21 protein-coding genes and 1 tRNA gene are annotated in these 21991 nt (G+C 33.2%); 11 read left to right on the top strand and 11 right to left on the bottom strand.

The features are described 5' to 3' along the window. Positions 1-456 precede the first annotated feature (456 nt). Both H6W53_RS05415 and rpsO read right to left on the bottom strand, forming a co-directional pair. Positions 457-2721, bottom strand: a complete 2265-nt coding sequence (locus tag H6W53_RS05415) for a polyribonucleotide nucleotidyltransferase (protein ID WP_185205128.1) — start codon at positions 2719-2721, stop codon at positions 457-459. Positions 2722-2951: 230 nt separating this feature from the next. After that, a complete protein-coding gene (gene rpsO, locus H6W53_RS05410) occupies positions 2952-3221 on the bottom strand; it encodes a 30S ribosomal protein S15 (RefSeq protein ID WP_076395421.1) in 270 nt (89 codons plus the stop codon). A 173-nt stretch (positions 3222-3394) separates the two neighbouring features. Between rpsO and H6W53_RS05405 the strand changes: the two genes are divergently transcribed. From H6W53_RS05405 to H6W53_RS05385, 5 genes are all read left to right on the top strand, one after another. Beyond that, positions 3395-3946, top strand: coding sequence for a pyruvate decarboxylase (locus H6W53_RS05405; RefSeq protein ID WP_076395419.1), 552 nt, complete (start codon positions 3395-3397; stop codon positions 3944-3946). Between the two features lie 290 nt (positions 3947-4236). Then, on the top strand, positions 4237-4386 hold the full coding sequence (locus H6W53_RS05400; protein ID WP_157967233.1) for a hypothetical protein: 150 nt from the start codon (positions 4237-4239) through the stop codon (positions 4384-4386). A gap of 15 nt (positions 4387-4401) precedes the next feature. Next, positions 4402-4545, top strand: a complete 144-nt coding sequence (locus tag H6W53_RS05395) for a bacteriocin-like protein (protein ID WP_165763011.1) — start codon at positions 4402-4404, stop codon at positions 4543-4545. Between the two features lie 210 nt (positions 4546-4755). Beyond that, positions 4756-6078 carry a magnesium transporter gene (gene mgtE / locus H6W53_RS05390; protein ID WP_076395417.1) on the top strand — a complete coding sequence of 441 codons (1323 nt, stop codon included), beginning with the start codon at positions 4756-4758 and terminating at the stop codon, positions 6076-6078. Between the two features lie 26 nt (positions 6079-6104). After that, on the top strand, positions 6105-6842 hold the full coding sequence (locus H6W53_RS05385) for an ABC transporter substrate-binding protein (protein WP_185205127.1): 738 nt from the start codon (positions 6105-6107) through the stop codon (positions 6840-6842). A 205-nt stretch (positions 6843-7047) separates the two neighbouring features. Here H6W53_RS05385 and H6W53_RS05380 read toward each other — a convergent pair whose 3' ends face one another. Both H6W53_RS05380 and H6W53_RS05375 read right to left on the bottom strand, forming a co-directional pair. Continuing rightward, positions 7048-7497, bottom strand: coding sequence for a GAF domain-containing protein (locus tag H6W53_RS05380; RefSeq protein WP_087711498.1), 450 nt, complete (start codon positions 7495-7497; stop codon positions 7048-7050). A gap of 12 nt (positions 7498-7509) precedes the next feature. After that, entirely contained in the window at positions 7510-8937 is a 1428-nt protein-coding gene (locus H6W53_RS05375; protein WP_087711500.1) for a nicotinate-nucleotide adenylyltransferase, read from the bottom strand. 54 nt (positions 8938-8991) lie between these two features. On the opposite strand from H6W53_RS05375, the gene H6W53_RS05370 reads away from it, so the two are divergent. Next, entirely contained in the window at positions 8992-9759 is a 768-nt protein-coding gene (locus tag H6W53_RS05370; RefSeq protein ID WP_185205126.1) for an MBL fold metallo-hydrolase, read from the top strand. Positions 9760-9838: 79 nt separating this feature from the next. Next, positions 9839-9918, top strand: a tRNA-Leu gene (locus H6W53_RS05365). A gap of 183 nt (positions 9919-10101) precedes the next feature. Here H6W53_RS05365 and H6W53_RS05360 read toward each other — a convergent pair. After that, the gene (locus H6W53_RS05360) at positions 10102-11463 is read right to left on the bottom strand and encodes a hypothetical protein (protein ID WP_185205125.1); all 1362 of its coding nucleotides are present in this window, start codon (positions 11461-11463) and stop codon (positions 10102-10104) included. Positions 11464-11614: 151 nt separating this feature from the next. Here H6W53_RS05360 and H6W53_RS05355 point away from each other — a divergent pair, with 151 nt between their 5' ends. The 4 genes from H6W53_RS05355 (at position 11615) to H6W53_RS05340 (ending at position 17957) form a co-directional block, all read left to right on the top strand. Further along, positions 11615-12934: a hypothetical protein gene (locus H6W53_RS05355; RefSeq protein WP_185205124.1), complete on the top strand. Its 1320-nt coding sequence runs from the start codon at positions 11615-11617 to the stop codon at positions 12932-12934. Positions 12935-13054: 120 nt separating this feature from the next. After that, a complete protein-coding gene (locus tag H6W53_RS05350) occupies positions 13055-13885 on the top strand; it encodes a Hachiman antiphage defense system protein HamA (protein ID WP_185205123.1) in 831 nt (276 codons plus the stop codon). Positions 13886-13888: 3 nt separating this feature from the next. Beyond that, positions 13889-17002: a DEAD/DEAH box helicase gene (locus H6W53_RS05345; protein WP_185205122.1), complete on the top strand. Its 3114-nt coding sequence runs from the start codon at positions 13889-13891 to the stop codon at positions 17000-17002. 55 nt (positions 17003-17057) lie between these two features. Then, on the top strand, positions 17058-17957 hold the full coding sequence (locus tag H6W53_RS05340) for a hypothetical protein (protein ID WP_185205121.1): 900 nt from the start codon (positions 17058-17060) through the stop codon (positions 17955-17957). A 36-nt stretch (positions 17958-17993) separates the two neighbouring features. On the opposite strand, the gene H6W53_RS05335 is transcribed toward H6W53_RS05340, so the two are convergent. The 6 genes from H6W53_RS05335 to H6W53_RS05310 all read right to left on the bottom strand — a co-directional run bounded on the left by H6W53_RS05335 (position 17994) and on the right by H6W53_RS05310 (position 21957). Further along, a complete protein-coding gene (locus H6W53_RS05335) occupies positions 17994-18779 on the bottom strand; it encodes a Cthe_2314 family HEPN domain-containing protein (RefSeq protein WP_185205120.1) in 786 nt (261 codons plus the stop codon). 307 nt (positions 18780-19086) lie between these two features. Continuing rightward, positions 19087-19845: a T9SS type A sorting domain-containing protein gene (locus H6W53_RS05330; RefSeq protein WP_185205119.1), complete on the bottom strand. Its 759-nt coding sequence runs from the start codon at positions 19843-19845 to the stop codon at positions 19087-19089. Positions 19846-20010: 165 nt separating this feature from the next. Continuing rightward, positions 20011-20190, bottom strand: a complete 180-nt coding sequence (locus tag H6W53_RS05325; protein WP_053077116.1) for a hypothetical protein — start codon at positions 20188-20190, stop codon at positions 20011-20013. Next, entirely contained in the window at positions 20184-20543 is a 360-nt protein-coding gene (locus H6W53_RS05320; protein ID WP_185205118.1) for a HigA family addiction module antitoxin, read from the bottom strand. The genes H6W53_RS05325 and H6W53_RS05320 overlap by 7 nt, the downstream gene beginning before the upstream one ends. Positions 20544-20788: 245 nt before the next feature. Continuing rightward, positions 20789-21718 (bottom strand): hypothetical protein, encoded by a 930-nt coding sequence (locus H6W53_RS05315; RefSeq protein ID WP_185205117.1) that lies wholly within the window; start codon positions 21716-21718, stop codon positions 20789-20791. A gap of 62 nt (positions 21719-21780) precedes the next feature. Continuing rightward, complete coding sequence (locus H6W53_RS05310) at positions 21781-21957, bottom strand: hypothetical protein (RefSeq protein ID WP_185205116.1); 177 nt, start codon at positions 21955-21957, stop codon at positions 21781-21783. Positions 21958-21991 lie beyond the last annotated feature (34 nt).

Below are 21991 nucleotides of genomic sequence, written 5' to 3'. Positions count from 1 at the left end.
TTCCAACTGTAAACAATATTCTTGCTTCTGAAATTTATAGTAGAGCAACTGAAACTTATATTCTTCCAACTGTAAACAATATTCTTACTCCTTAAAGTTATGTTCGATCACCTGAAAGTTATATTCTCCCAACTGTAAACAATATTCTTGCTCCTGAAAGTTATGTTCGATCAATTGAAAGTTATATTCTTCCAACTGTAAAAAATATTCTTTTTTCCTTCAATTTAAATTTTAAAGTCAAATATATAACTCCTGCTTAAACTGCTCCTACGGAGCAATATCTGTGTAGAAAAACCCATCCATACAACAACAGAACTCCGGAGGAGTTCAATTTCGCCCCTCAGATATCATCACAACACAATCTGAAACCTCATTTTCCCTATCTCCACCGACAAACCCCATAAAAAAACCACCGGAAATCCGGTGGTTTTCATATCTGTTAATATCAGAATAATCTTAAGCTTCAGATGAAGGATTATTATCTCCCGTAGGTTTTTCACCTTCCGGTCTTCTCTGTCCTTCCGGTCTGTTTGGTCTTTCAGATCTGTTGTTCTGTCCTTCCGGTCTTGGTCCTCTTTGTTCACCTTCTTTCTTCTCAGGTCTTGGAGGTCTTGGCAACAAAACTTTTCTGGAAAGCTTCATTTTCTTACGGTCATCATAACCCATAAATTTCACTTCCACTTCATCCCCTTCGTTATAAGGAACTTTGTCTAAACGAGCCCATTCGATCTCAGAAATGTGAAGAAGACCTTCAGTACCTTTAGCAATCGCTACGAAAGCACCGAAATCCATTACCTTCACAACCTTACCTTTGTAAACTTCCCCTACTACAGGAACAAAAGTAATCTCATTGATTTTTGCAATCGCTTCGTTGATTTTTTCTCTGCTGACACCGGAAATTTCGATTCTTCCGATTTCTCCAATTTCTTCAATTGCAATAACAGTATCTGTATCCTTCTGCATTTGCTGAATGATTTTTCCACCAGGTCCGATTACAGCACCGATGAAATCTTTAGGAATTTCCATCATTACCATTTTCGGAGCGTGAGGTTTCACATCTTCTCTTGGAGCAGCAATTGTTTCAGTAATTTTATTTAAGATATGGATTCTTCCGTCTTTAGCCTGTAAAAGCGCTTTCTCCATAATATCCATTGATAATCCCTGGATTTTGATATCCATCTGACAAGCTGTGATTCCGTCTGCAGTTCCTGTTACCTTAAAGTCCATATCACCTAAATGATCTTCGTCTCCTAAGATATCAGAAAGTACCGTGAATTTCCCTGATTTTACATCAGTTACCAACCCCATTGCAATACCAGAAACTGGTTTTGTAATCTGAATACCCGCATCCATCAATGCCAATGTTCCGGCACAAACTGTCGCCATTGAAGAAGAACCGTTTGATTCTAAAATATCAGAAACGATACGGATCGTATAAGGATTTTCTTCAGGGATCATATTTGCCAAAGCTCTCTGAGCAAGGTTTCCGTGGCCAACCTCTCTTCTTGAAGTTCCTCTCAAAGGTCTAGCTTCACCCGTTGAGAACGGCGGGAAGTTATAATGTAAGAAGAATCTTTCGTCATAGTTTGCCATTACGCTGTCTACCATGTTCGCATCTTTTACCGAACCTAAAGTTACAGCCGTTAAAGATTGCGTTTCACCTCTTGTGAAAATTGCAGAACCGTGCGCTCCCGGTAAATAATCGATTTCGCTCCAGATCGGACGAATCGTTTCAGGATCACGACCATCAAGACGGATTTTATCATTCAAAATCATCTGACGCATCGCTTCTTTTTCCACATCGTGGTAATATACTTTTACGAAAGGAGTTACTCTTTCAAGCTCTTCTGCATCTTCTGCATACTGAGCAAGGAATTCTTCACGGATCGCCTTGAATTTTTCTCCTCTTTCTTCTTTGCCTGAAGGAGTTTTCGCTACTTCATATACTTTATCGTAAGTTTCTTTCCAAACTTTTTCACGGATTTCCTCGTCATGAGTTTCGTGAGAATATTCTCTTTTCGGGAATGATTTTCCTACTTTTTCAGCTAATCTTTCCTGAGCTTCAACTTGTTTTTTAATTTCAGCGTGAGCGAAAGTGATTGCTTCCAGCATTTCCTGCTCAGAGATTTCTTTCATTTCACCTTCCACCATTACGATAGAATCTTTAGTAGCGCCCACCATAATATCAAGATCAGAATTCTTAAGATCTTCGAATTTAGGATTAATAGAAAGCTCACCGTCAATTCTTACCACGCGTACTTCAGACATCGGTCCGTTGAAAGGAATATCTGTAATGGCAATCGCTGCAGACGCCGCCAAACCAGCTAAATCATCAGGAATCGACTCTCCGTCATAAGAAATTAATGAAATCATTACCTGAACTTCCGCATGGAAATCTTCAGGGAACAAAGGTCTCAAAACTCTGTCTACCAAACGCATCGTAAGGATTTCCTGATCAGATGGTCTTGCTTCTCTTCTGAAAAAGTTTCCGGGGATTTTACCGCCTGCATAGAATTTTTCTCTGTAATCTACTGTTAAAGGTAAAAAATCTACACCAGGATTGGCTTCTTTGTTGGCTACAACAGTTGCTAAAAGCATTGTTCCGCCCATTTTTACGACTACAGATCCGTCAGCTTGCTTAGCTAATTTCCCTGTTTCAATTGTGATTTCTCTGCCGTCTGCAAGAGTAATCAGCTCTGTAATTGCTTGAGGTACACTCATAAATTGTTTTGTGTTGTACTCCGTATTGAGTACTTTAATTAATTATATTTCGTCTAAATTTTCGTTTGCAAAGATAATGTATTATAATGATTTTTTTAAATTTTTGTCTGTAAAATCTTACCTGTCTATCCCATAATTTCCATATATTCTGCACCGAAAATCACTTCTGATTACGAAAACAAAAAAGCAACCTCTTCCGAGATTGCTTTTTATGTGAAAATCTTTGTAGATTATTTTCTTAAACCTAATTCAGCAATAATTGCTCTGTATCTTGCGATATCCTTATTTTTAAGGTAATCTAATAAACTTTTTCTTTTACCTACCAGTTTCACCAAAGATCTTTCTGTGTTGTAATCTTTGTGATTGCTCTTTAAATGAGCAGAAAGGTGGTTGATTCTGAAAGTGAAAAGTGCAATTTGCCCTTCAGCAGTTCCTGTGTCCTGTGCAGATTTTCCGTGTTTTGCGAAAATTTCCTGCTTTTTTTCTGTTGTTAAGTACATTCCAATATTGTTTAATGATTATTATGTAACGGGTGCAAAAGTACGACTATTTTTTTATTCTGCCAACATTATTGATTTCATTTATTGATTTTGATAGAAAAAAATGTTAAAAATTTCTTAAAAAAATTATGCTACCCCACTAAAAGGCAGTAATTTTGCATACGAATTTAGTGATGAGAAAATTAATAACATTTACCACCTTTACTTTAGCTCTTTTTGCAGGTTTTTCTTTATTAAAAGCTCAGAAAAGCCATGAAAACAAGATCAAAAAAGTTTTATATTTCAATCCTGAGGTAGAACCCGACCTTCAGGAAATTAAAGAACCTACCAATACGGCTTTCTTCAGCGCAGTCTCCGATAATTTAAGCGAAAGAAAAAACAAAATGCTGAGAACGGAAACTCAGATTTCTTTTGACAGCATAGACAAGCAGACCGTTTGGGATTACTGTAAAAACAACGATGCCGATTTTGCCATTGTTCCGAAAGTAAAATATTTCAAAGTAGGAATCGGAAAATATGTTTTTTCCAATCAGGTCGTGGTTAGCATGAAACTATTTGATGCAGAAGGCAATCTGGTTACCGAAACGGATTATGATACGTATAAAAAGAACATGAGATTGCTTGGTTCCACTGTAAATTCTGTAAAAATAGGAACCAACGGAGCCATCAAAGGAATTTTAAAACAGCTAAAAAAAATTAAACCTTCTGCAGAATCTGGATTTTAATTTCCGGCAGTTAAAACTATTATGCAAGTCATTGAATCTTACAAAATTAAATTCATCCCTGTGTGAATAATTAAAAATATTTTATTAATTTAGTCTGAAACAATTCATTCAAACTATCTCAATTGAAATTTCTTAGCATTTGCAGCTTTTGCAGGTTCTTTTTTTATTGAATTGTTTTTATTTAAATATATTCATCAGTAATCCAACATATTAAAATCATATAATTTTCAATTATAGGTGAATAATTAAAACCTTTTTTGTATTTTTAGCATACATTAAATCTAAATAATATGAAAAATTCAAACCTGAAAAAGCTCACCAGAAAAGAGCAGGAAAAGATCAACGGCGGAGGTCTTCAGAAATGTCATTACCATTTTGAATGTCCGGGTGGATCCTGCTGTCAAAATGTTTGTGTCTACTACAACTGTCCGGAAGTTTAACCCCAAAAGATTATTATGAAAAATCTAAAGAAACTAACAAGAAAAGAGCAGGAGAAAATCAATGGAGCCGCTTTGGTACAGTGTACGAAAGACTCCCATTGCTTTGGCGGATATTGCTGCAATTATGCGTGTTATATGTATGCCTGCATTGAACCTTAGTATATGAGAATGTATACTGAATAATAAAATTCAGCAGACGAAAAAAAACAATAATCTATTACTTTTAAAATTTAATTTTTTCAAAGCATCCGCTTTTTTGCAGATGCTTTTTTTATTCTCAGAAATTTAAATAATCCTTAAATTTTGCAGTTCTTTGGGCAATTTTAAAAATTTGGGCTATTTTTGCACTACTCTTAAAAATTTGACGTTTTGAATTCTAAAGACGAACTTATCTTCAACCCTGCCGATATTGCCGAAACTCTTAGCGAACTTCACGCGGACGAGAGGCTTTTGGCATTTCTAAAAGTTCCGAAAGAATACAAAGCAGATGTTTTTTCGCATCTTGATCCCGATTTTCAGGAAGAAACGATCAGAAGTATCGGGAGCGACGAGGTTTCAGAAATCCTGAATGCGATGACTCCGGATGACAGAACGGCTCTTTTTGAGGATTTTCCGGATGAACTTATTAAGTATTCCATCAATCATCTTAATCCGCAGGAACGCAGAATTGCGCTTAAATTATTAGGCTACGATTCTGATTCTATTGCCCGTCTTATGACGCCTTATTACATCCAGATCCGTAAAGAATGGACAATTAAAAGATGTCTTCAGCAGATTAAAAAAGTGGGAAGTAAGGTAGAGACGATGAATTATCTCTACGTTGTGGACGAAAGAAACCGACTGATTGACGATATTGCTCTGGGAAGTCTTTTGTTGGCAGAAGAAGAAACTTTGGTTTCAGAAATTACGGATAATCATTTTGTTGCGATTACCACAACGACGACTAAAGAGGATGCGGTACAGTATTTCGAAAAGTATGACCGTGCTGCGCTTCCTATTATTACAGAAGCGGGAGTTCTGGTAGGAATCGTAACGATTGATGACATTCTCGACCAGATTGAGCAACAGAATACGGAAGACATCCAGAAATTCGGGGGATTGGAAGCTTTGGATGTTCCTTATACGCAGACTTCTCTAATCGAAATGGTAAAAAAGAGAGGAATGTGGCTGATTATTTTATTTTTCTCTGAAATGCTTACGGCTTCGGCGATGGGTTATTTTGAGGATGAAATTCAGAAAGCGGTTGTTCTCGCACTTTTTGTTCCTTTGATTATTTCCAGCGGAGGAAATTCCGGTTCACAGGCTGCAACTCTGATTATCAGAGCGATGGCACTTCAGGAAATCACTCTGAAAGACTGGTGGTACGTGATGAGAAAAGAAATTTTCACAGGTTTATCATTGGGCGGAATTTTAGGAATCATCGGTTTCCTGAGAATTATGATCTGGCATAAAGCAGGTTTTTTCGACTATGGAATTCACTGGGCTTTTGTAGGATTAAGTGTAGGCGTTTCTCTGGTGATGATCGTACTTTGGGGAACACTTTCGGGTTCTATGGTTCCTTTCATTCTTAAAAAATTAAAACTCGATCCGGCAACTTCTTCCGCTCCTTTTGTGGCAACGTTGGTGGATGTAACGGGATTAATCATTTATTTTTCTGTTGCAGGACTTTTCTTAACGGGCAAACTTTTGTAATTTTAGGCGACATCTAAAATAGTACAATGAAGGTAGTTTCTTTGGTTCCCTCGATTACGGGGGCTTTATTTGATTTAGGTTTAACAGAAAAAGAAGTGGTCGGAAGAACGAAATTCTGTATTCATCCCACTGAAAAGGTAAAAGATGTACCAGTTATCGGCGGTACGAAAAACATCAATATCGAAAAAATAAAAGCTTTACAGCCTGATCTTATTTTAGCCAATAAGGAAGAAAATGTAAAAGAACAGGTGGAAGCTTTAATGCAGGACTTCAAGGTAATCGTCACCAATGTTGAAAATATTGAGGACAATTATTATATGCTTAAAAATTTAGGCAAAATCTTTCATCGGGAAGAAAAAGCACAGCTTTTTAATCTTAAAATCTATGATGTTCTCAACCACGCAAAAATTGAATCTCCCATAAAAGTTGCCTACTTAATTTGGAATAATCCTTATATGACGATAGGTTCCGATACTTTTATTCATAAAATTCTGGGTGAGATCGGTTTTGAAAATATTTTTAAAGATATGAAACGTTATCCTGTGATTCAGACGGAAGATCTTGCGGAAGCGGAACTGATAATGCTGTCTTCTGAACCGTTCCCTTTTAAAGAGAAACATATTAAAGAATTAAAGAAGTTTTACCCTGATAAAAAAATAATGATTGTAGACGGAGAGGCGTTTTCATGGTACGGAACGCACATTGCGAAGTGCGAAAATTATTTTAAGGAACTTATTTCTGATCTTAAACACGAATTTCACTAATTTTTTCACGAATAGCAGTCACTCTTTTTTTATAGATTTTCTAAGTTTTGGCTGAAGCCAATTTATTCATTTGTTTATGAAAACGGACTACAGTCCGTTTCTATTGATACCATTTCGAAAGGAAATTTTGATCTATCCTATCATACAAAAGACTCCGGCTCTTCGAGCCGGAGTCTTATATTTTAATACTTTAAAAGCGAGATTTTTACAAAATTTTAGAAACTTCGTTACACAGCCATTCCAATAATTCTCTGTCTTCTTCTGTAAAAGGATCAATCGTATGAGAATCAATATCGATCTGACCGATATTCTGTCCGTCTTTGAAAATCGGAACTACAATTTCCGCTTTGGTATCGATAGAACAGCTTAAATAATTACTTTCTTCATGTACATCGGGAACAACAAACGTTTCATTGGAAACGGCAACCTGACCGCAGATTCCTTTACCGTAAGGAATGATGGTGTGATCCGTCGGAGCTCCAACGTAAGGTCCCAGTTTCAACTCATCTTTATCTCCGTTTTTGAAATAAAAACCCGTCCAGTTGAAATAGGATATTTCCTGATCCAAAAGGTGACAAACTTTCTGAAGTTTCTCTTCTGTATTATGTTTCGGACTTTCAAGAATAGACGAAAGTCGTTTTTTTAATTCTGACATTTTTTTACTGTTTTAAGAAAATTGTTTTAAGGAAAGTTCTTCTTTGTAGCCGAACATTCCACGCTCTTTTATCATCTCTGCCACTCCTTCCGGAAGCTGATTTTCCCATCCTTTCATATTGCACCCTATTTTCTTCAGGATATCTCTGGAATAAATTTCCAAAAATTCCGGATTATAATTGGTAATATCTACAATACGGTTGTTGTGCTTGAAATATTTATAAAGCTCCTTAAGGTTTTCTTCCACTTTAAGGTTATCGGAATCCAGTAATTCGTGAGTTTCCGGATCTTTATAAGGATACAGGTATACTCTCATGCCGTTTCGGAAAAATTTCCCGAAAGCTTCCAGAATTCCTCCCGATAAATTTTTATAATATTTTTCGTCGAATACCATCAAAAGATTATTCACCCCCATTGCCACACCGATTTCTCCGCTTGTGTAGGAAGCAAAATAATCAATCAGTCGGTAATATTCAGAATAATTGGATACGATTACGGTATATCCTAATTTGCCGAGAACATCTACTCTGTCGAGGAAATCTCTTTCATTGATGTCTCCGTCGGCGCGAAGGTTTGAAATGGTAATTTCTATTAAAACTTCGGTTTCATCCTCAGTACAGGTTACTTCTTTCATGAACATATTGAGTCCGTTCTGAAGCATATCGATGTTCACCTTCGTTACAGGTCTGAAGCTTCCTCTTACCGCAAAAATGTTTTTCTTATACAAAATATCTGCAGGAAGCATATTATTCCCTTCCGAATTGAAAATCACAGCATCCGTCATTCCGTTTTTAACCAACTGTAAAGACATCAGTCTGTTATCCACATACGCAAAAGCAGGTCCGCTGAAATCGATCATATCAATTTCAAGATTGTCTTTTGCAACGTCGTCGTATAAAGATTCAATTAAATTTCTAGGATTGTCGTAGTAATGAAAGGCTCCGAAAATAAGATTTACCCCCAGATTTCCAAGGGTTTCCTGCTGCAACGTGGCATCATTTTCCTTGAACTTTACGTGAATAACGATTTCATTATAATCTTCGTTCTCCTTTACCTGAAAACGGATTCCAACCCAGCCGTGACCTTTCACTGTTTTATCAAAATTGATGGTGGTAACAGTATTGGCGTAAGAAAAATATTTTCTGTTGGGATTGCTTTCTCTTGAAATTCTTTCTTCGATAAGAGCGACTTCATAGCGAAGCATTTTTCGAAGTCTGTTTTGGGTAACGTATCTGTTTTTTACCTCTTTTCCGTAGATGGCATCACTAAAATCTTTGTCGTAAGCCGACATCGCCTTAGCAATTGTACCGGAAGCTCCCCCTGCTCTAAAAAAGTGTCGGACTGTCTCCTGCCCTGCTCCAATTTCTGCGAAAGTACCATAAATAGTAGGATCTAGATTAATTGTTAATGCTTTTTGTTTAGGAGTTAGTTTCTGATACATTAGGACATTAAATTTTTCGTAAATTTACCAAAATTAAACCAACCTCAAAAGAAAATGAAGTTGAAATTTTTAGGAACGGGAACTTCGCAGGGTGTTCCTGTTATTGGCTGCACTTGTGAAGTGTGTACTTCAGGTAATCCCAAAGACAGTCGTCTTCGGTCTTCTGTGATGATAACCACCGATGAAGACAAAAAAATCCTTATCGACTGCGGACCCGATTTCAGGCAGCAAATGCTTACACAAAAGGAAGATCGTGTAGATATTGCTCTGCTTACTCATGAACATAATGACCATGTTATCGGTCTTGATGATATGCGTCCCCTTATTTTCAAAACCGGAAAAGATATTCCTTTATACTGTTCCTCAAGAGTTGCCGACGAAGTTAAAAAACGTTTTCCTTATGCTTTTGCGGATGAAAAATATCCCGGAGCTCCGGCTTTTGAACTTCATGAAATTGAAAACAGAACTTTCACAGTTTTAGATACTGAAATTACACCGGTTGAGGTCATTCATTTTAAAATTCCCGTTTTCGGTTATAAATTTAAAAAACTGGCTTATATAACGGATGCCGGATTTATTTCTGAAACGGAAAAAGAAAAATTAAAAAATCTCGATGTCTTGATTTTAAACTGCATCCGGAAGTCTGATCCCCATCCTGCTCATTTCATTTTGCCGGATGTTATTAAATTATTTGAAGAACTGAAACCTGAAAAATTATTTTTAACCCACATCAGTCATCATTTAGGATTGCATGACGTTGAAGATAAACTACTTCCAGCCGGAATGCACCTTGCCTACGATGGCTTGGAGATTATTTTTTAAAATTTTTCTTTGAAAAACTTTGGAGTATAAAGAAAAGTTTCTATATTTGCACACCGATTCGAAACAAGGTAACACACTTGCCCAGGTGGCGGAATTGGTAGACGCGCTGGTCTCAAACACCAGTTCTTAGGAGTACCGGTTCGATCCCGGTCCTGGGTACAAAAAACCTCTGAAATCATTTGATTTTCAGAGGTTTTTGTTTTTAGGGTGGTCAAAAGGGTGGCTATTTTTTTTACATTCTCCTTTTTATATTATTCTTTTAAACAAATAATAAATATAATACAATCATAACGTTTTTTGTGTTTCCTTAAACATTTATTAAAATTATCGTTTGAAATAACATTACGGCGCTTCTCTTTCCCAATGTGAACCATCTACAATTGTTACTTCCTCCTCAGGTACAACTAAGAAATGGATAGGAAGTGGATTTTCAGGATATACTAAGTTAGTAGCAGAGTTTACTGTCTCATCAAAAGACCATTCTCTATAAGAACGTGAATAGGCTTGAAAATAATGATAAAAGATCCAACAAAGTGCAGTTTCATTCGTACCAAAATCTTCCCAGGTTTTTAAAACCTTCTCTGTTCTCAACTTTTCAACTAGCGGACCGTCCATAGTTTCTATACCTACGTGAATTACACCCCCAGTCACACCGTGAAACTGCTTTATTGCTTTTTTTATTAGTCTTCCTGCATCTTTTGCCTTTGCAGAAATTGACTCATGCGCATCACAATTAAAATAGAGTCCAAAAACATTTCTTACCTTATCCAAATATTGACTAAGTAAATTGCCTTCCACATATTGGAACTTTGCATCTAAGCCACAAGTAAAACCTTGATGATCTATAGGTTTTCCTGCTATCAACTCTAAGAGCTGGGGTGAGTGATTTTTAACAAAATGTGTCTCTAAATGATTGTTTATTTTTTCAACATCAATCTTCGAAATTCTTATATCAGCTTCAGGTAAAGCCAAATGTTTTTCTTCGGATCCAATTGTTGGAATTAGGTCTTCTAATTGATCTTTAAGAAACGAGTCGGAAAGGTTAAACAATTCCGTATGAATATCAACGTATAACAAAATATTATTTTTTGTTAGTAGATCCTTCACTTCATTAATCATTTTAAGCTTCTTCACTGTCTCCCTGCCTGTATATTCTGAAGGACCTAATCTCTTGCATTCCACTTCCCAACTTTCATCTCCTTTTATTGCAAGAAAATCTGGATTCTTACCGAGAGCACCCTGATTTTCACTTATGATCTCAACCGAATAACCATTTCTGCTCCATAATAAAGCTGTCAGGATTTCGAATAGGATTGCATCAGCCTCATTAGGCCTTTTCCTAAGCATATCTCTAACCTTTTTGTGAATCCCAGGAATATTTTTAACAACATTTATATATTTTCCAATTTGTTTAAATATTGGCAAAACACGAGCACCTGAGAAATAATTATACTTATGTCGTTCATAAATATATGTATAAGCTAAATACAAATACCAGCCAATTCTATCATCCTCAATTAAAAGACGTTTGCTTTCAGCAATATTTTTTGAAGGATCAACGGGTTTAAGTTTTTCGAGTAAACAATTTTCAATGTTGTCTTTTTTCTTCACCCAGTCTTTTGTGGACAAAAAGCCTCTTATCCAGTCATAACCTGCAATCAACTCGTCATCGTCACATTCAAAATCTTCAATTAACTTTCTCATAAGTGCAAAATAATTAATCGTAAAATTTACTCATTAATTACAAAAAAACAAAATATAAACTCACGATATTTTATTCGTATTAATTAATAATTTTAAAGTTTTAGAAGTCTATTTTTTTAAATAAAATCAATATATTTAGAAATAAAAAACCATGAGAGAAAGTGAGGTAAGAGATTATCTTTGCGAAAACTTTAATACTTTCCATAAAAAAATATCAAACATTGAGGAATATAACGATGAGATAAAGAATCAAAAAAAACAAATTTTTGAAAGTTCTGCACCTATCAAGATTTCAGATCTTGTAGAATTAGTTTTAATAGATAAAGTATCACACTCAACAAAAAACATAGAATATTACAAGTTAATTGGTCCTGAATTTCAATTGTTAGAAACTGGGATACCACAGGGAAAACAGCCATCGGTAGATATTCTTGCGTATAACACTGAAAGTTTAAACATAGCACTGATTGAACTTAAAATAAGCTCAAGCAGTGAGCGACAAGCTATCACAGAGCTTTCTGCATACAATCTTGGCTTGCAAAACAGATTCAAAGGATTATCCAATTTACAGGTAATATGGATTCCTATCTCAACCGAGTGGAGAGTAACCCCACTTTCCGCCCTTGAGTATTCTATTTTATGGAAAAATATTCAAGCGCTACCACTTCACCTAGATTTTACTGTTGAACAAAAAAAAATTCAACATCTCAATTTAAAAATTATCAATCCTATCAAGGATATAAAAGAAGAAGACTACAGAAACCTATTTTCATACGAATGCTTTGATACTTTTGAATATTATACAAAGTCCGAAGTCAAAAATAAAGATGGGTTTATAAATTATATAACGACAATATTTAACCGTCAAAATATAAACGGGTTTGTCATCTTTCATAATAAATATGGCTCTGCTCCATATCCCTATGGTTTCACATTATGCACTTACAATCCATACAAAGGATATTTACACCGAAAGATGTTAAATGATATATTAACTGGTGATAACGAATACACTTGCGATGAAATTCTGAAAATTGGTAAATTAGTAGATACCAATTATTACGATATAGATTTTAAAACAGATGTGCTACAATTTAATAAAGCTTTAGATGCTGACTCCAATCAACATAGTTTTACAATGGGAAATTATTGGGAAAAGGATTTTTTAAGTGTAGGAGACTTCACAAATCCGGCAGCAGATGCCAATCAGGAATATGTTTTTCACAATCTTGTAGAGGCGATTGATAGTTCAAGTAAAAATCCCAAAGCACTGGGAGTTCCAAACTTCGAGATTTTTTTTAAGAGATTGAAAGCTGAACAAATTTCTTCAGTATCATATTTAGGTCTTTATCATGATTTGATAACAAAAAAAATTCAGATCGAGCACAAAAGAAAAATCCATTCAGAAGATTTTTTTTCATGTCTTACATCATTTGTATATCTCAAAGATACTTTTAGTTCATTTAATTAAGTCGGACATTAATTACAATTAAAAAAAATTAAGTCATAAACCCTAAATTCACATCATTTTTTAACGTATTTTTAAAGAAAAAATCTGAGGATAAATAGTAAATTTGCAAATCCTAAAATTATGCATATACATAAAAAATTAGATATCAAAGTTGCCGATAATTTTATTGAAAAATTTGCGCAAAAGTATTTAGAGCAAAGAAGCACAACTTTGTTTAATTACAGTGATATCGGTGAACAAACTTTGTTTGGGAATTTAGGATTTGGAACAGAAGTACTCCAACAAATAATTAAAAAAAATTCCGTTCCTCTTGATAAAAAGAGAGAGGAAGGACTCAAGCCAGCTGTTCTCCAAGATATTTATCGCAGTGATCTGGGGGAATTATTAATGACCTATTATTTTGAAGAAAAAATTGCTGAAGGTGAGAGATTTATTATACCATTGAAAAATATAACTTTCAGAGAAAGGTATGATATGCCTGGTAGAGGATTGGATGCAATCGGCTATAAGGAAACTTCTGATAATAAAATAGAAATTCTTTTAGGAGAGGCTAAAGTTTCACAGGATAAAAAAACACCACCATCGGTTGTTGATAATTCTTCGGATTCAATATTTAATACCCATACAAATCATAAAAATGATACCCCTGTTGTTATACAGCGATTATCAGACTATGCAAGGAGATTAAATATTAAGGATGCGGAAATAATTGGCTTTGCAATAATTTGTCTTGAACATAAATTCGAAGATAAAATTGACATTACATATGGTTGTACCTTAATACGCGATTTTGAATGTGTTAATGAAGATTCGGATTTTGGAAAAATGAAGTCCGAACAAGTAAATTTTGAACCTGGAAAAGTTCATTTTTCAATTTTATCATTTAAAGATAAAACCATTGAAGAAACAGTTAAAATGTTTTATGAAAAAGTACAACAATTGATTTCATAATTGATGAAGAATATTGTCAATGCCATAATGCAGCAAGAATCTATACTTTCACTTTTAAGTGAAAGTGAGAAATTGTACATTTTTGATCAATTAAAACTACCTATAGAATCGAATTTAAATAATTCGGAAATCATCCGATTGACCTTTTTCATTACAAATAATATTTTTTCTGAAGAGGAAGATTTGATTTCAGAAAGTAATATTGTTTATAAACTTTTAAAATCAATAAACATTGAATCGGAGAATGATGCCAATGATTTTCAAAATGCATTCGGATTTGAAGGTATTGATAAAACAATATTATATTATTTCTATTTATCTAATATTGCATTAAAAGCAGAAAAAAACATCAATATAAGAATTGATCTTAAAGAATTTAAAACTTCAAATTACCAAACCGAAGATTGGAAGTTTAAATTGATTAATGAGACAATGGAAGCCTATCTTCTTTTAGTTCGTAAGAAAAACGGTTTCAAAGATATTGAAGAGGCGCTTTCTATAATTGATAATTTAAGAAATCAACAACAAGGATACGAAGAAGGATACTTACAACAGTTTACAGCTAGAGACGAAGTAAATGAAGCGTATCTTCTATTGTCATTATATCATCTTACAAAAGCATTAGTTGAAACTGCGACTTACTTAGTGAAGGGCTATGAATATAGGGAACGTATAGATTCAGTAATCAGACAGCATTTGGACATTGCTAAAAAAGCGGCTATTAATGAACCGCGCTTGCTGGGTATATTTCAAATATTTGAATTTGGTCTAAATGCAATTCATAAAAATGCGATTTGGACTAATACTAAATTTAACGATAAAATTAGAGAGCTTTGCAGAATCAAGGCTGAAACAGGCATGCTTGAGTTGTTACCTTCTCAAAGAAAGGCAATGACTGAAAACCTTTTAGACGTTGCAGCCAATGTAACTGTTTTACAGATGCCAACAAGTGCCGGTAAAACTCTGTTAGCAGAATTTAATATTATTATTACAAAAGCTTTAAGAGCAGACGCAAAGATTGTTTACGTCGTTCCATCTAGAGCTCTTGTAAACCAAGTCTATTATGATCTAAAATCAGACCTTGAAGAAATAGGATTTGCCATCGAGAAAACTTCTTCTGCTATTGAAGTAGACCCAACGGAAGACTCTTTCTTGAGTGGTGACGAAAAAATAGATGTTTTAATTTCAACACCTGAAAAATTAGATCTTTTGATACGAAGAAGACATCCATCTGTTGATGATGTTTCTATGTTTATCATTGATGAAGCTCATACCATTCAGAATGGAGAAAGAGGAGCGAAATTAGAATTACTGTTAGCTATTTTAAGAAGAGAACGTCCTAATGCAAAATATATGCTGCTATCACCATTTATCCAAAATGCAAATGCAGTAATTACTGAATGGCTTGGTGGAGGTAATTCGATATATGTTGACTGGAAACCTTCCGAAAAACTTATCTTAGGTATTGATGTAAAGAAAACCATTACCAAAAATGAAATTCATTTAGAAGTTCTTAAAACGCCTTATGATTCAATCAGACCGATTGAAAAAACTATCATTCAAAATCCATATACGTTAGAAAGTTCCGGAAAAAAAGACAGAATTCTTGAATTTTCAGTAAACCATTTTTCAGAGGAGGAAAAGACAATGTTAATTCTTTGTTATGGAAAAGGAACTGCAAATAGTAGAGCTGATTTCATTTATGATAAGGTTCAAAAATATAACTCAAGTGATGATGTTAAACTAGTTAAAAAATTCATTGAAGACGAAATTGGACGTCAAACTACCTTATCCAAAGTCATCGACAAAGGAATTGTTACACATCATGGTGGTATGTCCGATGAAACAAAGCTTTTGGTTGAGCATTTAATCAGAGAAAAGCACATACAATATGTATGTGCAACTACCACAATAGCTGAGGGAGTAAATTTTCCGGTTTCATCAGTTTTTTTTGATGATTACAGAAGAGGTCAGTATAACAAATTAGATTCAAATGACTTTTGGAACATAGCAGGAAGAGCAGGCAGGACACTTGTTGACAATTACGGTAAAATAATTATGCCTTTTAACAGCAAGGCTAATGTAGATAATGCTAAAGATCTAATTCGTAATAGTGCAAATACTTTAACAAGTGTTTTAGCAGAACTATTTGAAAATGCAGATTATATTGAACAAAAGCTTAAAGAACCTACTGGATTTTATGACTTGTTCAGGGACTATTCTAATTCACTTTCACCACTAATTCAATATTTTGTACATCTTCTAACTGTTGGAGGGAATGAATATTATGTAACTGAAATTGAAGATCTTTTCAAGGACTCTTTAGAATACTATCTTTTAGACACTCAAGAGAAGAGACAAAAATTCATATCTATCTGTAAATCGATCTACTTGACTTTACAATCTAGATATAGTGACAAAGGTGTACTGGCTTTTGCTGATAAAACAGGTTTCTCTGTACCTTCTGTTATCAATGTAATGAGACAAGCTCGAACAAATACAGAAATCAGTGATTTATCAAGCTGGTCAAAAGAACAGCTTTTTGATAGTGGAAACCCACAAAACTTAACTGAGAAAATAAAAGTAATTGCTGCTTTAAAAGAGACAAAATTAGGAGTAGATGCCCAAAGTCAATTTAATCCGGAATTGTACGCCAAAATAATAATCGATTGGGTAAAGGGTGATAAATTATCAAATATTGCTAATATCCATCCAATATATAATATTCAAAACACAGACGAGAAAGAGACTGAGGATCGTATCACCGAATTTGTAAAAAAAATGAATGATATCAGATTTAAGGCATCTTGGGGATTAAGTGCATTAGAAGGAATAGTAAAAGGAAATACAGATATACAAGATTCTCATATTCCGTCTCTAGTCTACTTTGGAGTTGACAATGAAAAATCATTAGCGTTTAGAATGATTGGTGTTCCAAGAGCACTTGCATTTTCTTTTGAAGATTTAATCGAAAGAGGTATAAATGAATATTCCTACACAACTTTAAGGAAGAGGGTTCGTGATTTAACAAATACAGATTGGGATAATTTAAGCCCAAGAAATTCAAGTTTAAATGGAATGGAATGGAAAAGAATTTCAGAAATATTAGTTAAGTAAAACTCTAGCATTATTATAATTTTTAATAGAAATAAAATTTGTAGATAAATTAAAAATGGACCAAGAGGGACTGTGGGCAATTGAGTTACTTATGCTCTATGAAAAGAAAAACATTGAGGAAATAAAAAAAAGACTGTTTAATTCTTCTGATTTACTTATTTACTTACATGAAGTTTTAGCAGAAAAAAAAATTAAGTTACAAGATAAGGATATTTACTCGGAACAATTAATTATCAAACTTCATTTACAAAACTTAAGTCTAATTAAGCTTTCAGACGGACATTCAGTGGAATCAAGATTCTTCAGTAAGAACTTTCCCGAGATTAAGTTTTTAGACCTGTCATCAATTATAACCATAGTACGATCTCAGTATGAGTCTTTGCTTATGTATCAGCATTTGTATATTAATTCTAAAATAGATGACGAGAAAAAACTAAGATTTGAATCTTGGATTATGTCCTCAATGATGTTGAGGGCAAAAGTCTTTGCAAACTCAAAAGCTCTTGATGAAAAAACACTGGAAAACGAAAAGAATACTATTGAAGAATTAAAGAAAAGTATCTCAAATAATGAAATCTTTAAAACCCTATCAGATAAGCAACAAAAAAGTTTATTAGAAAACGGTTCCGGAAAGTTATTTAAGAGTTGGGATACCTTATTTGCAGAATCTCGATTTGCTCCGGAAGGAGTATTTTCAAAACTTTATTACATCGCCTCTGTTTATGCACACTCGGAAGGAAGTTTAGCATTACAATTAAAAATGACAAAACACCTTAAAGAGCATCCATTTATGAAAGAGAATTTATTTTTGATGCTCTTTTATTCATACTTAATGACTAATATAATGATAAAAAACATCGTCAATAAATTTCCAGATGTAGCAGAGAGGTATAAGGATATTGATGAAAAGACAAAATATGAGGTTGATTTCAGCTATGAACTTTCTTTTAAATAAAAAAATGCTACCTAATGGCAACATTTTTTATAACTATTATGGGCATTGATAACCTTTATCCTTATTTACAAACTCAAGAAAGCCAAGTGTTCTAATCACTCCTTCAATACATAAATCAGTCATTTTTTTAAACTCTTCTGGGTAACCCATAATCTTTTCAGATAATTCTCTAGTTTTAGCTTCATCTCCTACTTGACTTAGCTGTTTCCATTTATTTTCTGTGCCATGAGAAATGGTATGAACTGTTTTGATTCTATTTGCATTATAATCTGTGAAAATAGTTGTGGCAAAATCATATAACCAATCAAAATCAGAACTGCCAGCATAAGTTTCGTGTAATGACCTCATGACGGATAGAAAATAAATATTACCGGTAAAGTCTGTTGGAAAAAAAGAAGCAATTATATCACCAATTCTATCCCAATAATTATATACTTTCTCGTAACAAACGTTAAGATACATTGCATATCTTTTACCTGCAACATTTGTATATACGGGATAGAAAACCTGACCATCCGTAGTTGTGACTGCATCTTTTAGAGGGTCATTAATATAATCACGATAAAGAAATAAATGTGCTGTAAAATATACTAGCTCATCTGATATAAAAATCAAATCATCTATCAGATGTTGATAATCAGTTTTAGCTGTTTCAAAAGCACAGTTTCTGTGTCTCGTTATACTATTACTCCAAGAAAGTAAAGGCTTACCGTTAGGTAGATTCAATTTACCATCTTTTCCAGAGATTGACACCAAATTTTGTTCTTTGTAGATTTCAATAATTCTTGAATTAAAATCTTTTAAAAGTTCAATTTCTTCCATAAATATTAGTTTTTAATGCGTTCTAAAATAACATTTTTTCACCGAGAAAAAAAATCTTGTTAGACATTTAAATTGTAGTAAGAAAGCGATAGGGAAATATGGCTATTTCGTGTTTACTTAATAGTTGCTTAAAAGAATATGCTTACTTTTATCAAAGAAAAAACAGGGCAAATGTAATCTGGAAAGCTTCAGCAGGGTTATGAAAAGTCTGAATAGTTTTTTCATTTTGAGTTAAATTAACTCGTAAAAATTCATCTCAAATAATTTAGAGATGGATTTTTTGTCTTAAAGATTACAATTCAAATAATTAATTAACTATAAATTTATGTGTCGTATTTTCTGTTTTAAGAAAATACATACCCTTCAGTAGATTATCTATTAATATTGAATTGCTTATTAAGTTTGATTTCTTAATCAGTTTTCCTTCGCTATTATAAATAAGAACTTCATTTACCTTTTTATTAAGATACAGATATTCACCATTTTTAATTGGATTAGGATAAATTGAAAGTTGAGCCACCTTATCAATTTCACTAATTCCCAAATTTGAATAACATGTCCAGGAAAGATCATCAATAGCAACTCTCTGTCCCGTATTAGGATTTACAAGCTTAATAATGATATTTCCTGCGATATTTATATTATCAAGTGTTGTTGTCACAACTCCGGAATTAAAAGGTATTGTCCCAACTTGGATATCATTAATTTCCAAAATAAGGTTTCCCGGATTTCCTGAAAATTTTAATTGTGTAGTGACAGTAAGACTTTTAATTCCTCCTGTAATAATAGAACTCGTAAGACTACCATTTCTGATAACAATTGCTTTACTATTAATTGTTTGATCGGTTCGGGAATCAGAAGCCGTCCATGTGATATTATTATTTACCCAGCTGTTTGTTTCAAAAGAACTGGAACTTGTAGGAATATTTTCAAAATTTTCTGATCCGCAAGAAAAGAACATTTTAAAATTCTGATCAGTAATTTCCTGATTGATTGAATTGCAGTAAAGCACATTAGAACAAAGTATTAATGCACTTGTAATTAGTAAATTGATTTTGTTTTTCATTTTAAAAAAATTTTTAATTAATACGTTAAAGAGTTTGTTTGGAGACATAAAAATCCAGACTCTGGATATTTCCAAAATTTTTATTATATCTGTTTATGTAATGTGAATGAATTAAGTAGCTTGACAGCTTCAAGTATTAAACCCTATATTTATACTATTATATAACTATAAAGATTTAGGTTTTTCGATTGGATAGTATTTTTCTTCGTATTTTTTTACTAAAATTGAAAGCATTTCTAATTCGTTTGACTCTTTTGAGTCTGCTTTAATATTCTTCTGCAACAGCACGTATATTCTTTCAATATATTCTTCGTACTGTTTTTCAGTTTTAATTGGCTTTACCATGTCCACTCAGATTTATCAAAATCATTTTCAAAATCATCAAAATAGTCATCTTCTTCATCAGGCAATACTTTTAAGAATTCCTTTTCTTCCATTTCTTTTTCATTTCTTGAATTATAGACAGCTTGTAAGCGAACCCAAAAAACTGGACTGCCTCCAAAGGCTTTTGAAATACTTGTTGCTATAATATTCGTAATTGATCCTTTACCATTAATAATATCAGAAAGAGTTGCTTTTGTAATACCTAAAAGCTTTGATGCCTCTTCAATATTCAGATTATTTGGTTCAATAATTAAATCATTTAGTATTTCTCCAGGATGCGTATTGTGCTTAATTACACGAACTAGAGGTTTCATTTAGATAGATTTTATGTCGTTAACTTATTTTTTTGTTTGCTTCAAATCTCTTTTTAAACTTTATTCGTTTTGTCACAATTATCGAAACATAATTTACTTTATAAACATTTAAAAGGTTATTGTCGTTTGCACAAGCTTCTTGACCTTTAGTTATTTTAGCAATTGAATCATCTATCAATTTCTCAATATTCTCGTATTCGTAAAAAGGAATTCTCAAGATATTTATCCTATTTTTCAAAGCGTATCTATTTGCATTTTATTGTTTTTTTAAAGCTTTTAAACCCTTTAAAAAAGTCAATCGGATAATAATGCTGATGTCCGTCAAATTCAATTATTAAATTCAGTTTTGGGATAAAAAAATCACATTTTAGTTCCTTTTCATTTTTCATTCCAGGGAATTTTTTTTGCTTTTTAAAAGTCAATTTTAGAAAGTTTAAATATTTTATGACTCTACTTTCACCAATCGTATCATTTGGATAACAAACTTTACACTTTACTGATGAAACGTACTTTTCCCTTTCCCATTCGGAACAACCACAATTTTTGCAAATTAATTCATAGAAAATAATACTTTTATCATTTCGATCTATAGAACCGAAGAATGAAAAAGAGCTGTTCTTTTCTATTAAAATATTATTTATTTTTTCAATAAGATTTTCTCCAGCTTTCTTTTTGTATTCTCTCGTCTTAGCGCACTCCGGACAAATATTATTTTTTCCTATTGAAACTGCTGTTTGCGGATAAGGCTTTTTATGATGACCAAACAAATTACATTTCACCAGAACCATACTGTTTTTGTCATTATGAAGATGATCTTCATATCTGATTACAATTTGCTTGTCCCGGATAACAGAATTCTTAGAACTTTTTATTCTAGTGTTTAGTTCTGAAACAGGAATACGGTTGTTCCCACTTTGAATGATAGAAAGACACTCTGGACATTTTTTAGAACGTCTCAATATTACTGCATCTTTTATATCCTGCTCAAAAGGTTCACAATCATGCTCATTACATTTAAGTAAAGCCCACTTTTTAAATTGATCACCTGAAGGCTTATAGTAAACATCTACCGGAGTGTAAAAGTGTTGATTTTCAAGATGTAAAACTTTCAGCTCTTCAAGAGAATTTTTACAAATATTGATTTGTTTTTCGGTCATTGTGAATGTATTTTCCATATTAAAAATTTTTATAAAATTATTTCTTTAAATAAATTTTTTGATTTTTGTCAAAAAAGATTTCAATCATTTTCTGTAGTTACAAATAAAGCCTTGTCAAGTTCTTTATAATCTACTTTCGGCTTTTCTACTGTTGTTTTAACTGAATCTTTTGTTATTGCAATTGAGATCAAAAAGATCATTACAATTAATAGGGTTACAATGCCCCAAACTGAAATTTTGCTCTGTAGTATTTTCATAACTTTTTTGTTTTTTATAATTATTTAATGATTG

This window comes from Chryseobacterium sp. C3 (assembly GCF_014218905.1).
GTDB lineage: Bacteria > Bacteroidota > Bacteroidia > Flavobacteriales > Weeksellaceae > Chryseobacterium > Chryseobacterium mucoviscidosis.
This window is presented reverse-complemented; position numbering and strand designations above follow the sequence as displayed.